This window comes from Simiduia aestuariiviva, assembly GCF_014192475.1.
Lineage (GTDB): Bacteria > Pseudomonadota > Gammaproteobacteria > Pseudomonadales > Cellvibrionaceae > Simiduia > Simiduia aestuariiviva.
The window spans coordinates 902,193-928,142 of the sequence record NZ_JACHXZ010000001.1 but is presented as its reverse complement, the minus strand read 5'-3'; the positions used below and the strand labels follow the sequence as shown (position 1 = coordinate 928,142).

The 25,950-nt window shown below is 55.1% G+C and carries 17 protein-coding genes and 1 riboswitch; of the genes, 11 read left to right on the top strand and 6 right to left on the bottom strand.

Annotation, left to right across the window (positions count from 1 at the left end):
* The first annotated feature begins 248 nt into the window (after positions 1 to 248).
* The 4 genes from FHS30_RS17065 (at position 249) to FHS30_RS04155 (ending at position 9,337) form a co-directional block, all read left to right on the top strand.
* Entirely contained in the window at positions 249 to 2,393 is a 2,145-nt protein-coding gene (locus tag FHS30_RS17065) for an extracellular catalytic domain type 1 short-chain-length polyhydroxyalkanoate depolymerase (RefSeq protein WP_246341122.1), read from the top strand.
* A 202-nt stretch (positions 2,394 to 2,595) separates the two neighbouring features.
* Positions 2,596 to 3,669 carry a GGDEF domain-containing protein gene (locus FHS30_RS04165; RefSeq protein WP_183908596.1) on the top strand — a complete coding sequence of 358 codons (1,074 nt, stop codon included), beginning with the start codon at positions 2,596 to 2,598 and terminating at the stop codon, positions 3,667 to 3,669.
* Between the two features lie 192 nt (positions 3,670 to 3,861).
* On the top strand, positions 3,862 to 6,102 hold the full coding sequence (locus FHS30_RS04160) for a S9 family peptidase (RefSeq protein WP_183908594.1): 2,241 nt from the start codon (positions 3,862 to 3,864) through the stop codon (positions 6,100 to 6,102).
* A gap of 205 nt (positions 6,103 to 6,307) precedes the next feature.
* Positions 6,308 to 9,337 carry a ligand-binding sensor domain-containing diguanylate cyclase gene (locus FHS30_RS04155; protein ID WP_183908592.1) on the top strand — a complete coding sequence of 1,010 codons (3,030 nt, stop codon included), beginning with the start codon at positions 6,308 to 6,310 and terminating at the stop codon, positions 9,335 to 9,337.
* Here the strand turns inward: FHS30_RS04155 and FHS30_RS04150 are convergent.
* Positions 9,334 to 9,735, bottom strand: a complete 402-nt coding sequence (locus FHS30_RS04150; protein WP_183908590.1) for an SMI1/KNR4 family protein — start codon at positions 9,733 to 9,735, stop codon at positions 9,334 to 9,336. The genes FHS30_RS04155 and FHS30_RS04150 overlap by 4 nt on opposite strands.
* Positions 9,736 to 10,025: 290 nt before the next feature.
* Between FHS30_RS04150 and sstT the strand changes: the two genes are divergently transcribed.
* The 6 genes from sstT (at position 10,026) to FHS30_RS04120 (ending at position 15,773) form a co-directional block, all read left to right on the top strand.
* Positions 10,026 to 11,225: a serine/threonine transporter SstT gene (gene sstT / locus FHS30_RS04145; RefSeq protein ID WP_183908588.1), complete on the top strand. Its 1,200-nt coding sequence runs from the start codon at positions 10,026 to 10,028 to the stop codon at positions 11,223 to 11,225.
* Positions 11,226 to 11,276: 51 nt separating this feature from the next.
* Positions 11,277 to 12,713, top strand: a complete 1,437-nt coding sequence (locus FHS30_RS04140) for an alpha/beta fold hydrolase (RefSeq protein ID WP_183908586.1) — start codon at positions 11,277 to 11,279, stop codon at positions 12,711 to 12,713.
* 30 nt (positions 12,714 to 12,743) lie between these two features.
* A complete protein-coding gene (locus tag FHS30_RS04135) occupies positions 12,744 to 13,478 on the top strand; it encodes an ABC transporter ATP-binding protein (protein ID WP_183908584.1) in 735 nt (244 codons plus the stop codon).
* On the top strand, positions 13,475 to 14,641 hold the full coding sequence (locus FHS30_RS04130) for an ABC transporter permease (RefSeq protein ID WP_183908582.1): 1,167 nt from the start codon (positions 13,475 to 13,477) through the stop codon (positions 14,639 to 14,641). The genes FHS30_RS04135 and FHS30_RS04130 overlap by 4 nt, the downstream gene beginning before the upstream one ends.
* 23 nt (positions 14,642 to 14,664) lie before the next feature.
* On the top strand, positions 14,665 to 15,081 hold the full coding sequence (locus tag FHS30_RS04125; protein ID WP_183908580.1) for a DUF1801 domain-containing protein: 417 nt from the start codon (positions 14,665 to 14,667) through the stop codon (positions 15,079 to 15,081).
* 68 nt (positions 15,082 to 15,149) lie between these two features.
* Positions 15,150 to 15,289, top strand: a riboswitch (SAM-I-IV-variant riboswitch).
* Between the two features lie 133 nt (positions 15,290 to 15,422).
* The gene (locus tag FHS30_RS04120; protein WP_183908578.1) at positions 15,423 to 15,773 is read left to right on the top strand and encodes a hypothetical protein; all 351 of its coding nucleotides are present in this window, start codon (positions 15,423 to 15,425) and stop codon (positions 15,771 to 15,773) included.
* Positions 15,774 to 15,849: 76 nt separating this feature from the next.
* Here the strand turns inward: FHS30_RS04120 and FHS30_RS04115 are convergent, their stop codons facing one another.
* The 5 genes from FHS30_RS04115 to FHS30_RS04095 form a co-directional block, all read right to left on the bottom strand.
* Positions 15,850 to 18,414 (bottom strand): TonB-dependent receptor plug domain-containing protein, encoded by a 2,565-nt coding sequence (locus tag FHS30_RS04115; RefSeq protein WP_183908576.1) that lies wholly within the window; start codon positions 18,412 to 18,414, stop codon positions 15,850 to 15,852.
* A gap of 211 nt (positions 18,415 to 18,625) precedes the next feature.
* Entirely contained in the window at positions 18,626 to 21,466 is a 2,841-nt protein-coding gene (locus FHS30_RS04110; RefSeq protein WP_183908574.1) for a TonB-dependent receptor domain-containing protein, read from the bottom strand.
* Between the two features lie 79 nt (positions 21,467 to 21,545).
* Positions 21,546 to 22,532, bottom strand: coding sequence for a FecR family protein (locus tag FHS30_RS04105; RefSeq protein ID WP_183908572.1), 987 nt, complete (start codon positions 22,530 to 22,532; stop codon positions 21,546 to 21,548).
* A 44-nt stretch (positions 22,533 to 22,576) separates the two neighbouring features.
* Positions 22,577 to 23,131: an RNA polymerase sigma factor gene (locus FHS30_RS04100; protein ID WP_183908570.1), complete on the bottom strand. Its 555-nt coding sequence runs from the start codon at positions 23,129 to 23,131 to the stop codon at positions 22,577 to 22,579.
* 132 nt (positions 23,132 to 23,263) lie between these two features.
* A complete protein-coding gene (locus FHS30_RS04095; RefSeq protein WP_281368186.1) occupies positions 23,264 to 24,157 on the bottom strand; it encodes a LysR substrate-binding domain-containing protein in 894 nt (297 codons plus the stop codon).
* Between the two features lie 206 nt (positions 24,158 to 24,363).
* On the opposite strand from FHS30_RS04095, the gene FHS30_RS04090 reads away from it, so the two are divergent.
* Entirely contained in the window at positions 24,364 to 25,776 is a 1,413-nt protein-coding gene (locus tag FHS30_RS04090; RefSeq protein WP_183908566.1) for an aldehyde dehydrogenase family protein, read from the top strand.
* Positions 25,777 to 25,950: the final 174 nt, after the last annotated feature.

Genomic DNA, 25,950 nt, shown 5'->3' with positions numbered 1-25,950 from the left:
GCGGTTGGTACAGACTGCTAGGGTAATTAGCGCTGCCATGGAGGCAAAGGGGATGGGCGCGCACTGACCGCCGTCGCACCGTCAATATGGCGCAGGTGTTGTCGATTTATTCGCTAGCACGACGCCCACCCCCACCGAGCCCGAGCCAATCGGCCTGGTCACACCTGCGGTATCGGTCTTCCAGCAATCTGCGCGCCCTAGGCGCCGGCTCAAACCACACCATAACAATACGTGTTTGGAGCAATGCAATGAACAATCTACTTCGCGCACCATCGGTGGCGCTGATCACCCTATGCACCCTGCTGTTAATGCACTTACCTGCCCACGCAGGCAGCTGGCAAAGCAATGTCGCCGTTGGTGGCTTTAATCGGGTTCACATCTATACCCCCAATAGCCTATCGCCCATTGGCTCTGGCAAATCGTTACTGATTGTGCTGCACGGCTGCACGCAAAGTATCGATGCCTATAAAACGGCGAATCTGGAATTGGCCGCTGAACAGTACGGCATGGTGGTGGCCGTGCCCGACGCGATGAATAAGTCTGGCTACAGCTGTTGGCACTACTGGGACAGCACGAAATCGCGCAACCACAAGGATTACAAAAACTTGATTTCGCTCGCCACTAGCTTGAGCAGTGACAGCAGTCGCAATATCGATGCCGATCAAGTGTACATAGCGGGCCTCAGCTCTGGCGCCGCCTTTGCCAACACCACTGCCTGCCTTGCGCCCGACGTATTCGCCGGCATGGGCATCAGCGCTGGCCCCAGCATTGGCACCAGCTCCAGCGGCGCCATTGGCACCTGTGAAAGTGCCAATGTTACCAGTCGATGCAACAGCTACGCGGGCAGCTTTGCCACCCACTTTGCAACCCAGATAGCCTCCATTGCGCATGGCGATAAAGACACTACCGTCGACACTTGTTACAACCAACAAAATGCCAACGGCATGGCGGGGGTTTACGGTGTCGCCTTGCAAAGTGGTAGTCAAACCCTCAGCGAAGGCAATAAGACCGCGCAGCAATTTTTATGGGAAGACGGCCGCGTGTCGATGCTGTGGCTGAACAATCTCGACCATAGCTGGTCCGGTGGCACCGGCGCCTCTGGCAGCTATATCAGCAGCGCCAGCATCAACTACGCCAGCTATCTCGGCGAGTTTTTCAAAAACAATAATCAACGCGTAAGCCGCAATACCGCACCTACTTTGAGCAATGTGACGGCCTTTGCCAACGGCAATAGCTTGCAGGTATCCGGGCGCGCAACGGACCTCGAAGGCAGTGTGGCCTCGGTCACTGTCGCAATCGACGACTTCGATTCCAGCACGCCATTGATCACCCTAAGCATCAGCACCGATGGCGCAGACAACTTTAGTGTCAGCGCCAACAATTTAGCCGACGATTTATATCAAATAACCGTGACTGCCACAGACAATGAGGGCGCCGTTACCTCACCGGCCACGGTGCTAACGCAACGGGTGGGCCCAGAACCGCCGGCCACAGCACCGGTCATTCAATCAGTCAACGCCACGCTCAATGGCCAGTGCGCAACTGTCACAGGCACCGTGTACGACGACAACAATAATCTAAGCAGCGTCAGCGTCAGCTTTAGCAACGGCACACAAATGGCGACGCTGACGGGCAACCAGTTCAGCGCCGAACAGTGTAATTTGCCCGGCGGCCAAAATACGGCCACGGTAACAGCCACCGATAGCACTTCGCTCTCAAGCCAAAGCAGCGTGAGCTTCACCGTCGATGCCGGCTCTACTGGCAATTACAACCATCACATTAATGCCGGCCACATCACGTGGGGCGATGGCTATTCCGCATGTTACCTCGCCTTTGGTACCAGCGCGTTTACCATGCGCGAGTACAGCGCCGGCAACAACCAATGCGAATGGATTGCCGACGGCGAACCCAGCTGCAACGGCCCAACGCAGGCCTGCAGTGGCGCAAGCATCGAAGACGCCGACGGCGATGGCATTGCCGACAGTGCAGACAATTGCCCTAACGCTGCCAACACCGATCAAGCCGATAACGATGGCGACGGCATCGGCAACGCCTGCGACAGCACGCCCGACGGCGACCCTACCCCAGACGCCGATGGTGATGGCGTTGCCGATGCGGTAGACAACTGCCCCGCCACCCCCAATGCCGATCAAGCCGATAATGACGGCGATGGCATTGGCAACGTCTGTGACAGCACGCCTGACGGGGAATACCAATGCACCCAAACCACCGCGAGTAACTACAGTCACGTGCAGGCCGGTCGCGCCACCACCAGCGGTGGTTATGCCTACGCAAAGGGATCTGGCGGCTACATGGGCCTGTATAACACCTACTACAGCAGCACCTTGGCGCAAACAGCACCCAACTATTTTATTATCGGCAACTGCCCCTAGTTATTGTTTGAAATAGTCGCTGTTCGCACTGTCAAATGGCACCTTCGGGTGCCATTTCACTATCCCAACTAGCGGTCTCATACACCCCATTAAACCGACTTTCGCCCCCCACAGACCGTTAACTCAACTATACTTCGAGCTCACCATCTACTTCAGCGCGCAGGACCCGCATATTTTCAGCACACAGAAACCAGGACGTTCCATGCAATCCAGTGAAATGACTCACAGCAAATACAAACGGGTCTTGCTTCGCAACACGACCCTGTCCTTTGTGGCCTATCACATCGGTTTTGCGCTGACGTTGTTCATTCACGCCTATACCAACGCCCGACTAGATACCTACGCGCTGCTTTCCTTTTTAGCGTTTATTTACCTGTCCCATTGCGCGCTTTTTTATGCCATTAAAACGCGCCCAGTGGTTACACTGCACTTCACCAAAGTCATGCTAGTGGCGCAAATGGTGTTGTGGATGATTGTCTTTATTCCGTGGAATTACTTTCTTGGTAGCGCCAAACCGCTGGCACTCATTTTGGCATTTTTCGGTGTTCACTACTTATTTTTGTACGCGCGCTTTTTATTTTCAGCGCTCACCATTTCCTATTTAGCCGTCGTTCATTTGGTCAACAGCTATATTGCAATTCACTATTTCGGTCTAGACGATGAGTTTTATCTACAGATCGTATACGTCGCAGGCTTTGTTTTATCATCCGGCTTAATTGCGCTTCACTCCAGCCATGTGGCGCAAAAAATCCGCGACAATGCCGCCAAGGATTCGCTCACGCAATTGTACAACAGGCGCCATTTTTTAAAGCTGTTGGAAGTCGAGCAGGAGCGCGTTAGACGCCACGGCGAAGTGGCCAGTTTATTGATGCTCGACATCGATCACTTTAAGAATATCAACGATTCCTTCGGCCACTACACTGGCGACAAGATTTTGACCGGCTTCGCACAATGCATTACCAAAGAAATCCGAGCGAATGATTTTTGTTGCCGCTGGGGCGGCGAGGAATTTTTAATTTTACTCTGTCACACCAATAGCACTCAGGCCTACGAGTTCGGTTTGCGCTTAAAAAACTGCATTTGTACTCAGGTGCTACTGCCGAATATCGAACCACAAACAATTACTTTTAGCGGTGGCATCAGTCAACTGGACGCGGAAAGCACAGTGCACGAATCGATTAACCGCGCAGACGAACTTCTCTATTTAGCCAAAGAGGGCGGGCGCGACCGAATCTGTGGCCCGGACATCGGTACCGCCCGCGCGCAAATCGCCTAGATACTGCTGTACAAAATTCAAACAATCCCAGCCGCAATCCCACGGCAAAATCGCTTCAAGTCCCCTCAAATTTCGCCAATTTTTGCCCCCACTGGCGATATCACGCCAATTCTTGCGGTGTCTGTTGCTGCGATTGTCCTTTTTTACGCATTGCATTAACGTGGCGGCACTCGTTTATCAGGTGAAACAACTATGAAATCGCGTTTGTGTTACTTACTGGCTGCCGCCCTCTGTACCCCATTATTTGCCGGTGCAGAAGCTAACGAATCCTTAACCATTGAGCGCATTTACGCCGACCCCAGCCTCAACGGCCCCGAGATGCGCGGCCTGAGCCTCAGCCCTGACGGCGAGCAGGTCACCTATTTGCGCGCAAAAGAGGACAACTTTGAGCAGCTTGACCTGTGGGCCTACCACCGCGCAACTGGCAAGCACACCCTGCTGGTGGATTCTGCGAAGCTCGTGCCCGAGCGTGAATTGTCGGATGAAGAAAAAGCCCGCCGCGAACGAGCGCGCATCACCCACAGCGGCATCATCACTTACCAGTGGGCCACCAACGGCAAAGGCCTACTGTTTCCACTCTCTGGCGACCTGTTCTTTTATGACCTTGGGACGCAAACGCCCAAGCAGCTGACGGCCACCGAGGCCTTTGAAACCGACCCGCAATTGTCGCCGGACGGCACGCAAGTGGCCTTTATCCGCGATCAAAACATTTACGTGGTCGCTATCGACTCCGGCGCCGAGCGCCAACTCACTTTCGATGGCAAGGGCACCATTAAAAACGGCATGGCGGAATTTGTGGCGCAGGAAGAAATGGGCCGCAGCACTGGCTTTTGGTGGTCACCCGACAGCCAAAAAATCGCCTTTATGCGCATTGATGAGAGCCCCGTCGGCATCGAGCAGCGCTACGAAATCGAGGGTGAATCTTTCAAGGTTTTCGACCAGCGCTACCCCCGCACGGGCACCGCGAACGTGCTCAATAAAGTGGGCGTACTGACGCTCAAGCAGCGTAAACCCACTGCCCGCTGGATGGATATCGGCACTGAAACCGACATCTATATTGCCCGCGTCAATTGGTTTGCCGACAGTCAGTCTCTGCTCATTCAGCGCCAAAATCGCGCCCAAACGCAATTGGATATGCTGAAAGCTCGCAGCGATTCGGGCAAATCACGTGTGCTGTTTACCGAAACTGGCGAGCATTGGGTAAACCTCCATGACCATTTAAAATTTCTCAAAGATCAGCAGCATTTTATTTGGGGCAGCGAATCCGCCGACACTCTGCAGCTGTACCTCTACAGCGTCGACGGTAAGCGGCTGGGTGCGATAACCCAAGGCGAGGGCGTTGTGCTATCTATTGAAGGCGTCGATGAAGCCAACGGTTGGGTGTACTTCACCGCCAATTATGACAATCCCTTAGAAACCCACTTGTACCGCGCCAAACTGTTTGCGAAAACACCGCAGGTAGAGCGCATTAGTCAGCGGGCGGGCACCCACAACATCACCTTGTCGAAGCAAGCTAACACCTATTTGGACAACTTTTCCTCTGTTAGCCAGCCCACGCAAACTAGCTATCACAGTATCGATGGCAAACACATTGAGTGGTTGGAACAAAATGCCTTGGATAGCAAACACCCCTATGCACCCTATCTAGGCAAACACATCGCCTCCGAATTCGGCAGTTTAAAGGCCGAAGATGGGCAGGCCATGTATTACCAGTTAATCAAACCCGCACACATGCAGAAAGGCGTGCGCTACCCGGTCATCATCGACGTCTACGGCGGCCCGCACGCACAGCGCGTGAAAAATAGTTGGTTAGGTCGCAATAGCTACTGGCACCAATTCATGGCCCAGCGCGGCTACGTGGTGTTCAAGCTGGACAATCGCGGCAGTGGCAACCGAGGCCTGAAATTTGAAACGCCGATCCACAAAAAACTGGGTGACATTGAATTGCGCGACCAATTGGTGGGCGTGGAATTTCTGAAGTCACTGCCCTATGTGGACGCCCAACGCATCGGTATTTTTGGCTGGAGCTACGGCGGCTACATGACCGCCATGGCGCTGTTCAAAGCACCCGACGTGTTCAAAGCCGGCGTTTCCGTGGCCCCGGTTACCGACTGGCGCTTGTACGACACCCACTACACTGAACGCTACCTAGGTCACCCCGAGGAAAATAGCGCCGGCTACGATGCCAGCAACGTCTTTCCCTACGTCGACAACTACCGCGATGGCTTGCTCATTGTGCACGGCATGGCGGACGACAACGTGCTGTTCCTCAATGCCACCAAGCTCTATGGCGCCCTGCAAAATCGCATGAAGCCCTTTGAGCAATCCAATTATCCCGGCAAAAAGCACGGTATTCGCGGTAAGGAAACCCGCATTCACCTGTTCAATCAGATCACCGAGTTCTTTGACCGCAAACTCGCCCCCGCAGACTAGTGACACCGGCGGCACCGCAAGGTGCCGCCGCCCGCCCTCGGCGCAACGCTCCCTTGCTGGTTTTTGATGCCAATCATGTTTAGCGCGCCAACGCTGTGCTACATTCTTAGCTCGTAGCGCGGCCTAACGCTACCCGCACGGCCTATACTTATAAGAAGCCAGCAAGCTATACGCCTTGGCATCACTGACTACGGGAGCCAACCCCTTGACGGAGCACAAACACTGGGTGCCTGGGTATCGCCATTACTGTGGCATTTTGGCGCTGTTGTTCACGCTCTGTTTCAACCCTTCCCACGCCAGTCAAACACCGCTGCAAAACTACCAGTACCACACGTGGAGCTTGGCCGATGGCCTGCCACAAATCACGGTCAATGGCGTCACTCGCGATCCAGACGGGCGCGCGTGGATTGCCACCGAAAATGGGCTGGCACGCTTTGATGGCAATCGCATGGAGGTGTTCACCAGTGCAAACACCCCCGCACTAAAATCCAATTGGATCAACGGGTTACTGCGAGACCGTGATGACAATCTGTGGATCAGTACCCTAAAAAATCTGGTGCTTTACCAACACGGGGAATTTACTGAGGTAGCGGCGCAGAGCGGCATTACCCAAATGGTGCAAACCGACGCTGGCGACCTTTGGTTTGGCGGAGATCAGCTGTGGCAATTCCGTCAGGGGCGCCTGCATCAGGCAAGCCACTGGCAGGGCGAGGTGCGTGCGCTCATGGCGCAGGGCAATACGCTCTTTGTGGCCGACCGCGGTTCGCGAATCCACGCCATTACAGGCCAGGAGATTACCCAATTCAACCTGCCTTTCGCGGATAGCCAAATATTGGTGAATGATTTGGCCTGGCATGACAATCATCTGTGGGTGGCCAGTGACCGGGGCCTATTTCACTGGCAGGCACAGGAGCGCGGGTTCCGCCCCTTTTCGCTGCCCATGCACGACCAATCGCATTCTTTGGCGCCGGTGCAAGCCATGGCAACCAGTACCTCGGGCGCTCTACTGGTGCTCTACGCAGATAGCATTGCGCAACTGGTCAACGGCCGCGTTACCGGTATATTCGGCCGCGATCGCGCAGACGCACTGCCCGCACTGCGCAGTATTTTCGCGGATACCGACGACAGTTTTTGGGTAGGTAGCTTAACCGCCGGCGTCCGCTATTTTTGGCCTTCGCCAGTCACTCAACTTGGCCGTAGCGCGGGCTTGAGCGAAGACTATGTCTGGTCCTTCTGGCAGGACGCGCAATCTTTGCTGATTGGCACCGACGCCGGTGTTTTTGAATGGAATGGTCGCCAGTTTTCAGAGCATGTCCCCGCCGACTGGTTGCCCGGTGGCGTGGCCTACTCCCTTTTGCGCGATCGGCAACGACAGCTATGGGTTGGCACACGACAGGGGTTAGTGCGGGTAGATCCCGAAACCGAAACCACCGATACTTTCCCGCTGCTGCACGGACTTCAGATCAACGGCATCGTCCAAACCGCCGATGACACTGTGTATTTCGCCACCGCCAAGGGGCTGTTTGCGTGGCGCGACGGGCTGATCATTCAGCGCTTTGCCGACGAAATAGGCGCGCGCGCTGTGCGCTTCGTGTTTGAAGACAGCAATCGGTTACTTTGGATAGGCACGGAGTCGGGCCTCTGGCACCAGACAGAACAAGGTCTACAAGCCGCCAATCAGGACACTGCCGCCACCGCCTTTGTCACCGCAATAGCCGAACTTAAAGACGGCCGCATGATCGTCGCCACCTACCAAGATGGCTTACTCGTGCACGACGGCGAGCGCTGGTATTCGCTGGCCTCTGAACAAGGGCTACCCAGCACAGGGGCCAATTTTGTCGGCCAAGCGGGCAACTGGCTATGGGTGCTGTATACCGACGGTATTTATCGCGTCGACATTGCCTCCCTTGGCCCAGCCCTGCAGGGCAGCGCTCCACTCAACACCCAAATGGTGTTGCACGATACCGGATTGCGCCAAGGCCATTCTCGGATCCGCTGTTGCAACGGCGCGGGCAACGGTAAGGGCATGCTACAAGGCAGCTGGCTTTGGGCGCCAACCCTTGAAGGCGCCGTGCGCGTCAACGTGCAAGCACCGCAGCTCCCCGCCCCGCAGGCGCGCATTCACGCCCTCATCCACGCCGGCACTAGTCTTTTGCCCACACCAGCACTCTCACTAGAGGGCCCCAAGCGCGATCTGGAAATACGCTACAGCGCCGTAGAGTTTCAATACGCCAAAAGCCTGCGCTACCGCTACCGCTTGCACCCCTATCAAACTGATTGGGTGTACGCCGACAATCGTAGTACCGCCTTCTATACCAACTTACCGCCAGGCCAATTTACTTTTGAAGTGCAGGCTAAATACAGCTTGGGGAATTGGGGGGCGGCCAGCACGCAAGCATTGGATATCCAGCCACACTACTTTGAAACTTGGTGGTTTCAATCAATGATATTTGCGTTGCTGGTTGGGCTGTTTATGCTTGGCTTTCAATGGCGAACACGGCGCCTAAAGGCGTACCAACGCCAATTGCAACAAGAAGTGGCGCTGCGCACGCAAGAGTTGAAACGGGCCAACAAGCAGCTGGCGCAGCTCAATCAAAACCTGCAGAAAACCAGTGTCACCGATGAGCTGACGGGCTTGCGCAATCGACGCTTTATACAGCAGCAAATGCCGAGCATATTGGCTCGGCTGAAGCGCTTGCGTGAAAATAAAGGCGACAACTGGGTGCTCGGCATTTTGATGCTCGACTTAGACCATTTTAAAAAGTTGAACGACAAATACGGACACAACATGGGCGACCGTGTGCTCGAACGCACGGCAAAAAAACTCGCCAATATTATTCGCACTGAAGACTATCTGTTGCGCTGGGGTGGTGAGGAATTTCTGCTGCTGGTGCCAGACATCCATCAATCTCAGCTGCCAAGTATTGCCGAGCGAGTGCGCGCAGCGGTCATGGCCGCCAAGGGCGATCTTGAAATAGAGGAACCCGTTTCCGCGTCCATTGGTTGCGTGCGCCACCCCTTAGTGCCCACCGATCAGCCACTTGAAAATTGGCAGGCCAGCCTAGCTGCCGCCGACTTCGCGCTCTACGGTGCAAAAAATGCGGGCCGCAATCGCTGCGGCCTGATCAACTTCAATGCCAATGGGCATTATTCGCTAACCGGCAATGTCGGCAGTGAAACCCTTGACGAGTGGCAACGCACTGGCCTAATCAAGTTGAAAATACTAGGGGCTTAACTTTCCAGCCACACGTCCCGCGCCCAGTACCAAATGGTCTCCCAAGTTTCGTCAGTCATTGCACCGTCGCGCCACAGCTGCACTTCACCTTCGGGATCTAAACAGTAATAGGAATCTCCAGCTTGGCAAAAAACCAGCAAGTGACGCGGCACCCCCACATCCCACGCGGTGGCGCACACCTCAGGCAAATAATTGTGTGCCGAGGGGTCGGCCACCACCGCAGGCTCCAAACTGCCCACCAACACATCGCTAACAGTGAGCAAGAACTCGCGATAATCCCGTGGTAACGGCAGCAAAATTTGCTCCTCCGCCTCCACCGTCATCTCGTGCGTTGGTAACTCCAGGCCCCACGCCACTTGCGTATTGGCCTCACGCAACTGCTCAATAATTTCTTCCATATCCCCTCCTTTAGGTCTGGCGCGCATTTAACCCTAGCGCTTAACCGGCTGCAATGGACAGTCGCCGCCCTATCCTATGGGACGCGCCACCTCGCATCAGGCGCCTTTAGCTGCCAGTCGGCCATTGCTTACAGGGCGAAACTTTGGGACACGGCTTGCGCCGATGGCCATACCAACTAAAGGAATAACCTCAAAAAACCGGAAATAACGGTTGCCTGTCTCATCTCTAGCCAGTACTTTTACCCACCTCGCCCCCTAAACTGACAACAACAACGGGTGTACCCCACGTTATGAAAAACCTGATTTCAAAACTCGCCGGCACTAGCCTGATCAGCCAAATTGCCTTTGGTATTGTCGCCGCCGTCATACTGGCTGAAATTTCGGCCTCTGCCGCCACCCAAGCCGCCATGTTAGGCAGCTTATTTGTGCAGGCACTAAAGGCCGTGGCGCCCATTTTAGTGTTCGTGTTAGTCGCCAGTGCCATTGCCAATCAACGGGGCGCCAACAGCCAAATGCGCCCCATAGTCGGGCTTTATTTAGTGGGCACCTTAAGCGCCGCTTTTATCGCCGTGCTATTGAGCACCCTATTCCCCTCCACGCTGGCGCTGACCGTCACTGAACAGAGCTTGAATGCACCCCAGGGCATTGGCGAGGTGCTGCACACACTCGTTTTCAAATTGGTGGACAACCCCATCAATGCACTACTGACGGGCAACTTCATCGGCATTTTGGTGTGGGGCATAGCGCTGGGGTTAGGGTTGCGCCACGCACAGGAATCCACCAAGAGCAGCTTCGCCGATACCGCACATGCCGTTACCTACGTGGTGCGCTTTGTCATTCGCACGGCCCCGCTCGGTATCTTTGGTCTGGTGGCTGGCAATTTGGCCGAGGGCGGCTTGGGCGTGTTGGCCGGCTATGCACAAGTGCTCGCCGTATTGGTGGGCGCCATGCTCATCATGGCGCTGTTGGTGAACCCGGCCATCGTGTGGTTTAAATTGCGCACTAACCCCTACCCTCTGGTCTTTACCTGCCTAAGAGAAAGTGGCGTCACCGCCTTTTTTACCCGCAGCTCAGCAGCGAATATACCTGTTAATATGGCCCTGTGTGAGAAGTTAAAACTGGACGAAGATACCTATGCGGTGTCTATCCCACTGGGTGCCACCATCAACATGGCCGGTGCCGCTATCACCATCACCGTGCTGACTTTGGCCGCCGTGCACACCTTGGGCATTCAAGTTGACCTGCCCACCGCACTGCTGCTGAGTGTTATTGCTTCACTGTCGGCCTGTGGCGCCTCGGGCGTTGCCGGCGGGTCACTGCTGCTGATTCCTATGGCTTGCGGACTGTTTAACATTCCCGACGACATCGCCATGCAGGTAGTGGCGGTTGGCTTTGTGATCAGCGTGCTGCAAGACTCTGCCGAAACGGCGCTGAACTCCTCCACTGACGTGGTCTACACCGCGGCGGTGTGTAAAGCACAGACTGATTGATCGCAACTTACGTTACACCCGCTACCACCGTTTATCGCCAAAGGAATTGACGTGAAAGCTTCGAAATACCTAGGAATTTTTTGTTTAGCAGCCGCTTTGCCGGTGACCGCAGGCGCGCAGAATACAGGCGCGCTAACAACCGAAGACTGCTACCTCAAGGGGCTGTCGGACAAAGCCGAGTGCTTCACGTTACAGGTGCCTGAAAACCCTGCTGAGCCAAGCGGCACGCTACTGACGTTGCACGCGGCCCGGCTGCCCGCGCTAACGCCGAGTGAACTTCCACCGCTAGCGGTGCTGGCGGGCGGACCGGGTCAATCTGCCATTGAAATTGGTGGCGGCGTTGGCAAGGTTTTTCACGAGCTGTTGGCCGACCGCGATATCATATTTCTAGAGCAGCGCGGCACCGGCAACAGCAATGGCATTAAATGCGCATCGGAAGACGACGACCCCTACGAGGATCTTTATTCCGACGCGGAGAGCGAGAAACTTGTCGCACAATGTCTAGCGGATTTTGAGGGCGACCTGAGTCACTACAACACGCCCAATGCGATCCACGATTTCGCCGCCATGGTGCGGGCGCTCGGCTACCCCAAAGTGCATTTGTACGGTGGTTCATACGGTTCACGGGCGGCACTGGTATTCATGCGGCTGTATCCAGACATGATCGCAAGCACTGTGTTGGATGGAATGGCACCGGTACAAGTGGTGGTAGGCCCCTTCGCCCGCCACGGACAACGCGCGCTGGAGTTATTGTTTGACGAGTGCGAAACCACACCCAGTTGCCAACAGCGCTACCCAAACCTGCGCAGGGATTACTGGCAGCTATGGGCGGCGATTAAACAACGCAACGTGATTGCGGACATCTATCACCCCACCACTCTAGCGCCCCACAAACTGCGTCTTGACGGCACCAAATTTTTTCAGTTAACCCTGAGCTACTTGTACTCCCAAGAACAGCGCCAACTGCTCCCCTTTGCCATCGATGCCGCAGCAAAAGGTCATTGGCAACCTTTTGCGGGGTTAATCGCCGCGGGGGGTGATAACGGCATGTACACGGGTTTGACCACCAATATTTTATGTAATGAAGATATGCGCCGCGCCTCAACCGATCAATTGGCCGCCGATAGCCAGTCGATGTTTGGCGATGCATCAATAAGACTTTTACACGCCATGTGCGCGCACTGGCCAGGGCGCTACCAACTCGATAAGACACATTTTGAACCCGTCACCAGTGCCATTCCCACCTTGGCACTGTCTGGCAATCTCGATCCTGTGACGCCACCTGCCTGGGGTGATTCAACGGTGACACACCTCTCAAACGCCACCCACATTGTCGCTGAGCAAGCCGCGCACATTGTGGCCATGCGCGGTTGCGGACCAAAACTGGTTCGACAATTTTTGAATGACCCATCGGCGCCGCTCGAAAAAACAGACTGCTTGGCCGATCTGCCCAGCGTCACTTTTATGCGCTCTAACAATGCCCATTAGGGATATCGAACACGACGAAAAGGATTCCCCATGCTAGAGGTACGGCAACTCACTAAACATTTTGGCGACATCAAAGCGCTCGACCAACTCAGTTTTCGCGCAGAAGATGGACAAATAACCGGCATATTGGGCCCAAACGGCGCAGGTAAGACCACCGCCCTGCGCGTCCTGTACGGCTTGCTGAAGACAGAAACAGGCAGCGCGCAAGTCGATGACATCGACGTGGCCAAAGAGCCGCTGGCAGCGCGCAGAAAGCTGGGCGTATTTCCCGATAAATTTGGGCTCTACGAACGCCTAACGGCGTTCGAACAGATTGCCTACTTTGCGGGCCTACACGGGCTGACCGGCAACGCCGGCAAAGCTGCCACGCAGGCTATTATCGAAAAGTTATCGCTGCAAGACATTGCCCACCGTCGCACTCAAGGCTTTTCACAGGGCCAGCGAATGAAAGTGGTATTGGCGCAAGCGCTCGTGCACCAGCCTCAAAATTTTGTGCTGGACGAGCCCACGCGCGGATTGGACGTGATGAGTACGCGCATCCTGCGCCAACAATTGCGCGATCTGCGAGACGCGGGCCACTGCATATTATTTTCCAGTCACGTGATGCAAGAAGTAGCCGCGCTCTGTGACCAAGTGATCGTGGTCGCCCAAGGTCGCGTGGTGGCCGCGGGAACACCCGAACAACTCTGTGAGCAGACTGGGCAGACGCAACTTGAAGAGGCGTTTGTTGCTTTGATTGGCAGCGACGAGGGAATTGCCGCATGAATTCTGTATTTCAAACACTTTTATACAAAGAAATCATCGACGCCATGCGCGATCGGCGGGCACTCATGGGCGCGCTGCTTTACGCGTTATTTGGCCCAGTAATTTTGGCCTCGGCGCTCAATTTTGCCATTGCCAACAAAGAAGATGACAAAGCCATCTACATCGATATTAAAGGCGCGGAATATGCCCCCGTGTTGGTTGAAAAGCTCGCCCAACAGCATATTCTGCCACTGGGTTCCGGTGCCGCCGATGACGAAGAACGCTGGCGCGAGCAACCCATCACGCTAGAAATCCCCGAGACCTATCGGGCGAATATTGAACAGGCCAAAAAAGTCAGCCTAAGCCTGTGGATTAACACTGCCGAGGAAGGGCGCAACAGCGCCAATCAGCGCGTTAAGGCCGCGCTGCAGCAGTATGGCAATGAACTGGCTACCTACCGCTTGGTATTGCGCGGTATCGATCCGCATTTGTTAGCGCCCTACTCTGTGGACATAAAAGATCATGCCAGCGCGCAGGAAAAAAGTGGCATGGTAATGGGCATGTTGGCCGTGTTTGTGTTGATGAGTGTGTTCGTGGCCAGCACCAGCATCGCCATTGACACCTCCGCCGGCGAGCGCGAGCGCAACGCCTTGGAATTGATTTTGATCCAACCCATTACCACCACCCAGTTGATCGGCGCCAAATTAATCGCCGTCTCATTGCTGGGCAGCTTGGGGGCATTTTTAACCCTGTGCATGACCTCGCTGGTAATGGGTTTTGTCCCCCTCGCGAAAATGGGGATAGGTTTTGAACTCAACGCCCTCACCATAATCACCATTACGCTGGCGATGTTGCCGCTCGCAATTTTTGCCGCCGCCTTCCAACTTTTTTGCGCCTTCCAAGCCAAGAGTTTTAAAGAAGCGCAGTCCTATATATCGCTGACCATCATGGTGCCGCTTACCATTCCATTTGCAGTGCAATTTATGCCTCACAAGCCCGACTGGGTAAACTGGGTACCGGTGGCCAGCCAAAGCGGATTGATTGAAAGTATCGCCAAGGGCCAAGAAATTGACTGGCTTTCCATCGGCACAGGCGCAATGCTCACCTTGTTATTGGCCGCAATCTTGGCCGGCTGGTTGACGCGCACCCTAAAATCAGAAAAGGCAATTTTGGCACTGAGTTAATTGGCCGCAGCGGAGGCCAATATGTGACGTTAAAAACCCGCCCGTCTGACGCCTCTGTTGCCGATTTTTTGGCAGCCGTAGAGCATCCCACTCGGCGAGCGGATGCGCTGGTTTTATTGGCCCTGTTTGAACGCATTACTGGCGAGGCTGCGGTGCTTTGGGGCGAAACTATTGTCGGCTTCGGTGGCTATGACTACCAACGGCAGGGCGAAACACTGCAGTGGATGCAAACGGGATTCTCGCCACGCAAACAAAACCTGTCCATTTACGTCATGAACGGGTTTTCTGACTATACCGCTCAATTGGCCAAGCTCGGCAAGCACAAGACCTCTGTTTCGTGCCTCTATATCAATAAACTGGCCGATGTCGACCTGACCGTCTTGGAGGCCATCCTGGCGGATTCTTGGGCTAAGATGCGTGCCGGGCAGCGCATTTGTTGACTTCCTCACTGGGCAAAACCCCACCAATGGGATAGTGTTGACCCTTGTGCCGCCACCGTGTAGAGTGCGCGCCACATCAAGAGAGTGGCTGACGCCAACGCCAACCTGCCGAACCTGGCAAGGTGGTTCCCCCTAAAGCTGTTAGGCATTGGGGATGCGGTCGCCAGAGTATCCCGCCGGATACACTGCGACAACGAAGAGGATGCAAGCACCGCTTGCGCAATCGTCAGCCCTCAACAACGAGGGTTTTTTTATGTCCACTGCACTGCCATTCCGAATGTGATGCGCGATTTTGCACACAGCTCCTGACACATGTTTAAAGGCGATTCGGAATATTTACCATGACACTGCTTAACATCAATCAAATCCACATTCAGCGCCACGTGATTACCGATCACTTCGTGGGGCCGCAGCACCCTTATTTGGGGTTGTGTCGCAGTCGCTGCCACACGCTACTCAAGCGCGGCAACTGGCAACAAAAAGGCATTATGGAAGGCGACCACTACCTGTATGTGAGTCGTGCCTTTCAAGCAAAAGGTCGCGTAAAAGGTTTTTGCGTCAATCATTGGCAAATCAGCACGCGAACTTTCGTCAATCAAACATTCGTAACCGACTTAGGTTTGGCGCTAGTGCTCGCAAACAGTGCGGCACAAGGCTTGCGAATGCGACGCGCAATGCCCCAAGCCGCCTGATCTCTCAATGAACGGCGAACCATAAAAAAGCGCCCCGAAGGGCGCTCAAAATTAACTACGTAAGCAGGATTGAAACTTAGAACTCGTAACTTGCTTTCAAGTAGTAAAAACCACCACCGATCCCATAGGGCGACGTTTCGTAGTAAATACCACCGAGCACACTGTCATCTTCGCCCACGATTGAACCGTCGATCTTGGCTGCTTCCTGATCAAACAGATTCGAGGCACCCGCGGTAAACGAGAACTCTTGCGTTGCATGATAAGTGGCTTCCAAGTCTACCGTAAACGCTGTTCCGACTTGCTCGCCAAACCAATCAGCGTGGACACCCACGTACTCACCGTAATAGTTAGTACGTACAAAGGCGCTTACATTTTCCCATTTTTGCGACATGGTAAACGAAGCGCGATGCTCTGGCAGGCCGCGCTCTAAGCGAACGGCCTTACAGATTTCGCCTTTGTTACCGACAAAAGAACCGCCACACGAGGTGTCGCCACCCACAACTTCAGTGGTTGTCCAGTTATACGCCAAACTAAAGTCTGTGCCGCCACCGAACAGTTCCGCTCCGTAAGTTGCAACCACATCTAAACCGGTGGTTTCGGTATCGAAGTCGTTAGCAAAATAGTTGATCTGTCCGATCAGCTCTGGGTTGGGCACACCTGCTGCAGCCATTGCAGCACGTTGCGCAGTTGTTGGCGTTGCGTTATCTGTAAGCGCGATGCGATCAGTCACTTCAATGAAGTAAGCATCAACAGTTACATCGAGCCCACCGAAATTCATCACTAAACCAGTGGCAAAGTTTACTGATTCTTCAGGTTGCAGTTCGGCCTCGCCCAGTTTCGGTGCAGGCAAGGTTTGCGCCTGAGTCAACTGACCGCCAACAATGGAGGTTTGGGTGTTAACAACTGAGGCCTGACCCAGGGTTGGTGCACGGAAACCCGTACTGTGTGAACCACGCCATGCAATGTTATCGGACAGCTGCCAGTTAAAGACAACTTTGTAGTTGATAGTATCGCCAAAGGTATTGAAATTTTCGTAGCGCAGTGCACCGCCCAACATCAGGTCATCAGTTGTCTGGTTTTCCACGTCCAGATAGAGGGCATAGTTACTGCGCTCTGAAGTGCCGGCAGAATCAATGGAGAAGCCAGCAAATCCGTGGGAACCGATGTTAAAGCCCTGCTCGGCTAACGGACCAACCTGCCAAGACATGCCCTCACCGGCGACAATTTGAAAGGACTCTTCGCGATACTCAGTACCCATGGCAACACTGGTGTCACCCATTTGCTTTTGCAAATCAAAGTTGATGGTTTTTTCGAGCTGAATGTAGGCACCGGTATCAAAATTGCGTTTAGTGTCGGGGCCAAAGGACGGGTTGATGGTATTATTCAATCCAAATTCAGATTCGTTTCTGCCTACCGAACCGCTCAAATCGAAATTCCAATCTTCCAGGAAGCCAGATGAAAATTCGCCGCGACGACCCGCAGTGAACGATGTATCGGTAATATTGCCCACAAAGCGTGGCGTATAGCCACCGGGGATTATTTGCTTAAAGCCGAAACACACATCAGGGTTTAATGCATTAAATATCGCGTCATCCGCTGGGTCACCGGGGATCAAAGTATTCGGGCAATTACCCGACATATCATCGGTCATATCTGCGATTAAGCGGGCAGAGAAATCATCATCTTCATCACCGGGTGTACCGTTGTCATTGGTATAGGTGTAAACCCCACCGCGACCGTTGGGATTACGGTAGTAAAAACCGCCATCCACCTCGCGATTGGAGTAGTTACCGAAGGCATAAATCTCTGTGCCGTCTTTCAGGTCAATGCCAAAATTGGCAAACAACGTCATGTCATTTTCAATAATGGGTGAACCCCAGATTTGGGCTGGCACCGCTACCGCGGTATTACCTGCGTCAATCAATGCTTGCGCATCGGGGCGCTGAACCGAGCGCGAAGTGGCATCGGCATCTTTCATTTGGAAGCTGAGATTCAAGAAGCCTGAATCGGTCATTGCCATGCCGTAATTACCGGCAATTGTGGTGGTCTGACCGTCGCCCTCATAAAATTGACCGGTTTTAACTTCCAGCGCACCGCCTTCAGCATCGTCTTTTAATACGAAGTTCATAACACCGGCAATGGCGTCAGAACCGTACTGTGCCGCGGCACCGTCGCGCAATATTTCAACTTGCTTCAGCGCGATACTTGGAATTACCGAAATATCTGGACCTTGAGCACCATCGTTTAAGCCACCGCCCTGGAAAGCGATAACGGAAGCGCGGTGACGACGCTTGCCATTGAACAAAATTAAGGTGGAGTCAGAGGACAGACCACGCATGTTAACGGGGCGAATCATCGACGCGGCATCACTGATCGGTTGATCGTGCACATTGAAGGACGGTACCGAACCCTTCAGCATATCCAGCATGTCGCTGCTACCCGTCTGCGCGAGGTCTCTGGCGCTGATGACGTCAACCGGTACGGGAGACTCAGTGACCGAGCGCGGCTTGGTTCTCGAGCCAATAGTAACCACTTCTTCTAATAAATCTAAATCGTCCGATTGTGCAAAGGCCACCGGCATACCGAGGCTGCCCAACAGCGCAGCAGCAGAGATTGAAGTTACAATCTTTCTCTGAATCATCTTTGTGTCTCCCAAAGAACTTTTATTGATTATTTACGATTTGGTTATACCACCCGGTAAGGATAGACCAGCCCGTGCTAGGAGTACGTAAAAGCGTCAAAAAACCGCTATTGATTCAACGCACGCAGACGCAGAAAATTAAATTTTAATAACCCGGCGACACAAATCAGGAGAATTATTTTGAGTTAATCAAAATGTAAGGATAGACAGACTAAAAAGACCACTCTGCACGGATGTAGTAAAACGCGCCATTAATGCCGTAGGGCGACGCTTCCCAAGGGTATTTAAAGCTCCCCCCCGATATGGCCGCCAATAAACTGTCTTCCGAGAGACGCTTGGGATAAGTGTCGAGCAAATTGTTGCCACCTGCGGCCAGCGTGATGCCCGAATTAAAACTGTAGCTAATGTCGCCATCGAGCAGCCAAGCATTGCCCGAATGGTGCACAGAGTCTTGTACATTGGGCAAATCCACCCCCAAGCCACTCTCCGTGAAGTAGCTGGTACTCACCGAACCAAAGTGGTTGGCGCGCACGCCCACTGTCCACCCTAAATACTGCCAATCCACATTAATTAGCAGCCGACGACGCGGCTGCCCCTGCTCCACGAGCATGATTTGCGCGTCTGAAAATAACAAGCCTGGGGGAATATCCGCAGGCTCGGCCAGCGCCACCACTTCCGTGCTATTCAGGTGAGCCAAAAGCGCGACACCAGTCGATCCAAACCGGTGACTCCAGCGGTAGCGGGCAACCAAATCGAGACCGGTGGTGCGGGTGTCCATTGCGTTATACAGGAATTGGACGGCGCCCACATTGTGCGCCTGTTGTGCCAGCGCCTCGGTCAGCGCACAGGCGGAAGGGCAAGGCTCATCCTCCGCGGCAATCACATCGCTCAAGGCGATGGCATCGGCGACGTCGATCATGAAGGCGTCCAACGTTACCGACAATGCAGGCATTGGCTGCCAAACTAACCCCACACTCGTTTGGCGCGAGCGCTCAGCGGAAAGCGCAGGCACATTGAGGGCACTCAGCACCGGATTGCCCTCGGCGGCATGCAGGGTATTGGTTAATACATCGGGGCCAATGTTGGTGATAATGTGGGTGAAATTGGCCTGATTTATCCCCGGTGCTCTAAACCCTGTGGCCAAGGTGCCGCGCGCACTTAACTGTGGCGTCATCGACCACCGCATCGACACCTTGCCACTGAGATTGCTGCCCATGCGCTCATAGTGCTCCCACCGACTGGCCAGTGAGAGCGTCCAGGCAGCATTCACCTGCGCCTCGCTTTCAACGAACCAGGCCCCGCTTTGACGGGTATCAGCCGCAGCTAGACGGTAGCCAGGGTAGGCCTGCATGCCAGCCTGGGCTCGACTGCGCGGCTGCCCATCGCTGCACAGGAGTGCGCCCTGCTCATTTGGGCAGGGGTCTAACGGGCTGGGAATAAACAGGTCAAAGTTGTCGGTGGGGCCGTAGGCATAGGAGGCAAAGTCGCCTTCACTGATGCGGTAGTGTTCTCGCCGCATCTCAACGCCCAGCGTCACCAATAGTTCATCGATGCCGCTGGCCTCCACCAACCCAGACGCCACTGCACCATGCTGCCAATGGCTATAGCGCAATTCACCGTTATCGGCCTGTGTCGGGCTATCCGAGCCCAGCGACACATTGACGGAGTAGTCGGTGCCCTGCATGAAGCGGTTGGCGCCATAGCTCGTAAATAGATCTAAGTTCCACTGCTCGGTGAGCTGCCACTGCGCGCCCAACGTCAGCGCATCATCTTCTGTGCGCGTTGTTTGCAGAGGTAAAAAACCCAGCGGATCGAGCGCCGGCAGGTAGCGAGAACTCACGGGCGGCTCACCGGCAACAGCACCCGCACCGCGATAAAATCCGGCCGACAACCCTTCACGGCGAGAAACACCACCAAATGCATACAGCTCATATCGATCACTGCCCCGCCACTGACTGTTGGCAAACAGGCTATAGCTGGATTGCGCCGTATCGCCGATACGCATGCTTACGCGCGGCGGCGCAAAACGAGAATCAACGCCCGCGCGGTTTGTCGCACCTCGATCCTGCCCCTCCAAGGTGAGAAACACGCTACCCTCCTCACCCAGCGCCAGGCCGCCCGACAGGCTGGCGATAAGCGTCTCGCCATCACCTTGGGCGGTGTGTCCATATTGCGCATCCAGCTCAGGGGCTTGCTCGCCCTCCTTGAGCACCAAATTGAGCACTCCGGCAATGGCGTCGGAGCCGTATTGGGCGCTCGCGCCATCGCGCAACACCTCAATGCGCTCTAGAGCAGCGGTGGGAATGGCGTTCATGTCGGTGCCGGATGAACCTCGGCCGACCACCTGTTGAATATTGATTTGCGCCTGATGATGGCGGCGCTTGCCATCTACCATGACCAGTAATTGATCGGGGTTCATACCCCGTAACGTCGCGGGTCGCACTAAATCGGCACCGTCACTCACCATGGTGCGGGAATAATTGAAGGACGGGGCTTGGCTTTGCAATTGCTCACCCAGCGATGCGGGCGCCGCCCGCTCCAACAAGTAGCCCTGCACGATATCTATCGGCACGGTGGATTGCTGCAAGCGCCGATTTTTGGCGCGGGTGCCAATGGTCACCAGCTCTTCCATCACTGGCACCGGCAAGCTGGCCCCAGGCCGCGACGGGTCGCGCTGCTGATCGGCGGCTGGGCGCACCCTGCCCGTCACTGCGGTCTCAGAAGCCTGGGGCGCAATCAGAAAGATACCGGGTTCAAGTTGCTGCACCGTCAAAGGCAACCCCGACAATAAGCGCGCAAGGCCTTGCTCAGGCTCCAGTTCGGCTTCCAGCGCAGGCGCCTGTAGGCCTTCGAGCTCCGCTGGACGAAATACCAAGCGCAGGGTTTCCGATTGCTCTGCAAAGGCCAGCAACGAATCGGCTAAGGGTTGGGCGGGTATTGAAAATGCTTGCGGGGCGGCCAGCAGCGATTGCGGCGCCAACAGCGCCAAGACTAAGGCCAGAAACTGTGATGGGCGACATTTGAGGTAACGCTTTGTACGAAAACCTGCCACTGCGTACTTCTTTTGGTCTGTTTTTTTGATTGTTATACCAGACTTGGCGTTTACAGCGGTTGTGAATACCGCGAATGGCTCATTCTATCGGTTCGGCGTCACGATACAACAGGGTCAACAAGGGCGTTACGCGCACCGCCTTGATGGGAAAGCCGGCTTCCAACATAGTGACCGCACCGTCGGTATCACCAGTGGCGAAGGCGCCACCCACGCGCAATGCCGATAAATCCGTATCGGCGATAACCATACGGCGATAGCTGTAACGGTTCATTTCTTCTACAAACTCAGCCAGCGCTACATTGGTGAAATACAATCGCTGTTCGCGCCAACTCAAGGCCTTGCGCACCTCGTCGGCGCTGCGCTCAGTGACTAACCCCACCTGTTGCCCAAGCCGAATACTTTGCTGCGCACTGAGGCGCTTGGCTGCCGTTGCCGGCTGGTTAACATCCACCAACCCTTCAGTGACCAGTACTGATGTAGTCCCCGCTTGGGTGCGCACGCTAAATGCCGTACCCACTGCGCGCGCTTCACCCTGTGCGGTCTCCACAATAAAGGGGCGGTGCAGATTTTTGGCCACCTCCACAAACATCTCGCCCGACAAGAGCGTTAACCGGCGCTCCCGCTCGGTGAATTCGACGTCGATCTGAGTGCCGGCATTCATGGTAAGCCGGCTGCCATCCGCCAGTAGGTGGGTCTCCATCTCACCCACACCGGTGCGTAAATCCGGCTGCATCAACCAAAATACTGCCGCCAAGGCGGCAGCGGCCACACTGGCAGCGCGCGCCAAGGGCCAGCGGCGCCAAGGCGCCACGCGTGGCGCATCCAGTGCAATGGCTGCGCGCACCGGCAGACTTTGCGCGGTCTTGTCGGCCGCCAGGGCACAGGCTGCACCGGCCACCACATGCCAGTCAGCACGCGCCTGCTCAAACGCCAAGCGATGCTCTGCACTGGCGGTCAGCCACTGGCGCAGCAATGTCGATTCGGCATCGGACAAACCATCCACCTGGCGCTCAGCCCAAATACTGGCTTGCTGTGCGATGTCGGCATTGTGAACTAACTGGATCATAACATTGGGCACTGGCTGTAATTTCTAATGACTAGGGGCGCGCACTACTCTGCTTTGAGCAGGGTGCGACACTGACGCATGCCCGCAGCGACATGCTTCTCTACGGTACTTACGGATATCCCCAGCTTTTCCGCAATAGCTTTTTGCGAATATTGGTGGATTTTTCGCATCACAAAGACGCGCCGACACTGCGTAGGCAGCGATTCAATCACTTGATTCAATCGAGCCACGGCCTCTTGATCGATCACCTGCTGCTCAGGTGTGGGGGCGGCGTCCATTAACGCTTCAATATCCACCCCATCGTCCACCTCGCTCACCTTGTTGTGGCGGGCGCGATCGATCACCAAATTTCGAGCGATGGTAAATAGCAAGCTCCGGCCGCGCGCCAAATCCACGCGAGTGCCGTGCCGCTGGAAACGCTCAAATGTCTCCTGCAGCAAGTCCGCCACATCGTCATCATGACGCACGCGCGACCAGAGAAATCGCTTCAATAAAGCGGCATTCTGCTGAAATATGGCTGCTAGCTGCTGATCGTGAGTGGTGTTGCACTGCTGCTCGCGTTCAGAAGAGCCGCCTGTGTTTAAGGTAGGCTGCTGCAAAAGCACACTCTCTATGTTGAAACTGTCGTTTTTGTTAGAACTTATTGTTTTAGCGTTGGGGTTTCAGGGCTGACCACAATGGGCCAAACCACGCATAGACGGCCGTACCATAGCACGACTGCCGACGCTAAATCACCTGCCGCCAGCTTGCGCCAGTAGCCACTCACGAAACTGCGCAGCGGGGCCCTCTGCGGGCAAATCCAGATCGGCCACCAAAAAATAGCCACCCTCGCAGGGCAGGCGATCACCCAATTGAATCAAATCACCCTGCGCCAAACGATCTGCCACAAAATACCAAGGCAATACCGTAGCGCCCAAGCCCTGCAGTGCAGCCTGCAATAACAGCGGAAAGGTCTCGAGCCGCTGGCCGGGCAGGCGACCGATATCTGTTGCAGCCAAACCTGCCGCTCGCCACCAATAGCCCGTAGAGGACTCCGGACTGGTGTGGTGCAATAAGGGGTAATTGCGCAAATCTGCCGGCTTGTTAAGGGCGCCGTATTTGGCGACGAGCGCCGGTGTCGCCACGGCCACCAGCTCATCGCCCATGAGAAAATCGGCGTGCATGCCGGGCCACTGGCCCGAGCCAAACAAAATGGTGAGGTCGCACGCCACTTGCCGCTGATACAACTTATGAATATCTGTCATTAAATGCAGCGAAATATCCGGGTGGGAATCGGTAAAAGTGGCCAGCGATGGCAGTAGCCAACTGCTCGCCAGCGCCGGCTCGATACCGAGCACAATGTGATAGCCCGGCCTAAATTGGCGGATCTCTTCCGTTGCTTGCGCCAACAACTGCAACACCGGCGCCACCTGCTGGTAGTAGCGCTGACCCGCTGCGGTCAACTGCATGCGCTGGCGCACACGCTCAAACAGCGCTTGGCCCAGCAACTCTTCCAGTTGTTTGATCTGCCGACTGACCGCACTTTGCGTCAAACACAGGCGCTCGGCGGCTTTCGTCACATTGCCCGTCTCAACGGACATGGCAAAACATTGCAGACTCGCCGTAGATGGCAACTGGCCTCGCATCGCGCCTCACTTAATGCGGTTTCGGAATAGGTCGTTCAGACTAAATTGTTTTCATCGCGGTGGCTAGACAGTTTAAGCTGCGCGCTTTGGGGCATGGCGGCCCGAGCGCGCACGCGCTAGGCTTCGCCCCTAATGCCAGCCCGAATTAACCGTGCGATCGCGCGCAACCAACATGGCCAGCACCAGTAGAGATGTGAGGAATTACCATGAAAAATTACGACAGCTTTTACATCAACGGCACTTGGGTTAAAGCCCAGAGCAATGAAACCTTTGACGTAATCAACCCAGCCACAGAAGCCGTCGTGGCCCGCGTTCCCATGGGCTCCCCCGCCGATGTCGACGACGCCGTTGCGGCTGCACGCAAGGCCTTTCCCAGCTGGTCTAGCACCACTGCGCAAACCCGCTGTGACCTCATCAATAAAATTGCCTCACTGATGAAGGCGCGCGAAGCAGACTTAGTCGCCGCGGTCAGCGATGCCATGGGTTGCCCCCGTCACCTGACACCCGACCTCCAAGTAAAAGGCCCCACCTTTGCCATGGCGAATTTCGCCGAGCGCGCCTTTGTTATGGAGCAAACGCGCGAGGCCGGCAACTCACTGGTGGTTAAGGAGGCCGTGGGCGTGTGTGGGTTTATCAACCCTTGGAATTATCCATTGCACCAATTTGTTGGCAAGGTCGCGCCGGCATTGGCAGCGGGCTGCACAATTGTCATCAAACCCTCTGAGCAAACGCCCCTGCAAGATTTAATCATGGCGGAAATCATGCACGAAGCGGGCGTTCCCGCTGGCGTGTTTAATTTAGTCATTGGCGCAGGCCCCGTGGTGGGCGCTGCCATCAGCGCACACCCCGATGTTGACATGGTGTCGTTTACCGGCAGCACCCGCGCGGGCAAAATGATTGCCCAGTCCGCCGCCGAAACCGTCAAACGTGTAACGCAAGAACTGGGCGGCAAATCGCCCTACATCATCACCGACGACGCCGATCTCGAAGCGGCCGTTAAATATGGCATAGAAGATGTCATGATCAATTCAGGCCAAACCTGCACGGCACTAACGCGCATGTTCGTTCCCGCCAGTCGCTATGAGGAGGCGGTAGCCATTGCCAAAACGCACACCGAATCACTCACAGTGGGTGCCGGTGAGGATGCCTTTGTGGGCCCGATGTCTTCCGCCAGACAACTGGCTGTGGTCCAAAGTTACATTGAAAAAGGCATCGCCGAAGGTGCCCGCCTCGTCACCGGTGGCACCGGCAAACCCGATCACTTGCCAACGGGCTTCTACGCTAAACCCACGGTGTTCGCCGACGTCACCAATCAAATGACCATCGCCCGCGAGGAAATTTTTGGCCCGGTGTTGTGCATGATCGCCTACGACACACTGGCAGACGCCATAAGCATGGCGAATGACACGCCTTACGGCTTGTCGAGCGGCGTGTATGCAAATGATAAAGCAGCCGGCATTGCTATCGCTCGCCAAATTCGTGCGGGACAATGTTATGTCAATGGCGGCGCATTCAATTACCTAGCCCCCTTCGGCGGTTACAAACAGTCCGGTAATGGCCGTGAATTTGGCGACGAGGGCATGCACGAATTTATCGAAACAAAAGCCATGCAGTTATAAAGTTAATACTTAAGTACCAAGGCGGTCCTTGCGGCCGCCTCACTGCCATCAACAAAAAACACAAACTCCTTTCAAATTTCCACCCGACCCGCAAAAAAAGCGTAAAGCCTCTTTCTTTTAATAACCAAATGGCACTATAGTTTGGCGGCTTAATCCGTATATAGGTTATTAATA

Excerpts from the sequence above, each read along its gene's own strand:
- FHS30_RS17065 (WP_246341122.1), top strand. The coding sequence starts at position 249 with ATGAACAATCTACTTCGCGCACCATCGGTGGCGCTGATCACCCTATGC.
- FHS30_RS04165 (WP_183908596.1), top strand. The coding sequence starts at position 2,596 with ATGCAATCCAGTGAAATGACTCACAGCAAATACAAACGGGTCTTGCTT.
- FHS30_RS04160 (WP_183908594.1), top strand. The coding sequence starts at position 3,862 with ATGAAATCGCGTTTGTGTTACTTACTGGCTGCCGCCCTCTGTACCCCA.
- FHS30_RS04150 (WP_183908590.1), bottom strand. The coding sequence starts at position 9,735 with ATGGAAGAAATTATTGAGCAGTTGCGTGAGGCCAATACGCAAGTGGCG.
- sstT (WP_183908588.1), top strand. The coding sequence starts at position 10,026 with ATGAAAAACCTGATTTCAAAACTCGCCGGCACTAGCCTGATCAGCCAA.
- FHS30_RS04135 (WP_183908584.1), top strand. The coding sequence starts at position 12,744 with ATGCTAGAGGTACGGCAACTCACTAAACATTTTGGCGACATCAAAGCG.
- FHS30_RS04130 (WP_183908582.1), top strand. The coding sequence starts at position 13,475 with ATGAATTCTGTATTTCAAACACTTTTATACAAAGAAATCATCGACGCC.
- FHS30_RS04120 (WP_183908578.1), top strand. The coding sequence starts at position 15,423 with ATGACACTGCTTAACATCAATCAAATCCACATTCAGCGCCACGTGATT.
- FHS30_RS04115 (WP_183908576.1), bottom strand. The coding sequence starts at position 18,414 with ATGATTCAGAGAAAGATTGTAACTTCAATCTCTGCTGCTGCGCTGTTG.
- FHS30_RS04105 (WP_183908572.1), bottom strand. The coding sequence starts at position 22,532 with ATGATCCAGTTAGTTCACAATGCCGACATCGCACAGCAAGCCAGTATT.
- FHS30_RS04095 (WP_281368186.1), bottom strand. The coding sequence starts at position 24,157 with ATGCGAGGCCAGTTGCCATCTACGGCGAGTCTGCAATGTTTTGCCATG.
- FHS30_RS04090 (WP_183908566.1), top strand. The coding sequence starts at position 24,364 with ATGAAAAATTACGACAGCTTTTACATCAACGGCACTTGGGTTAAAGCC.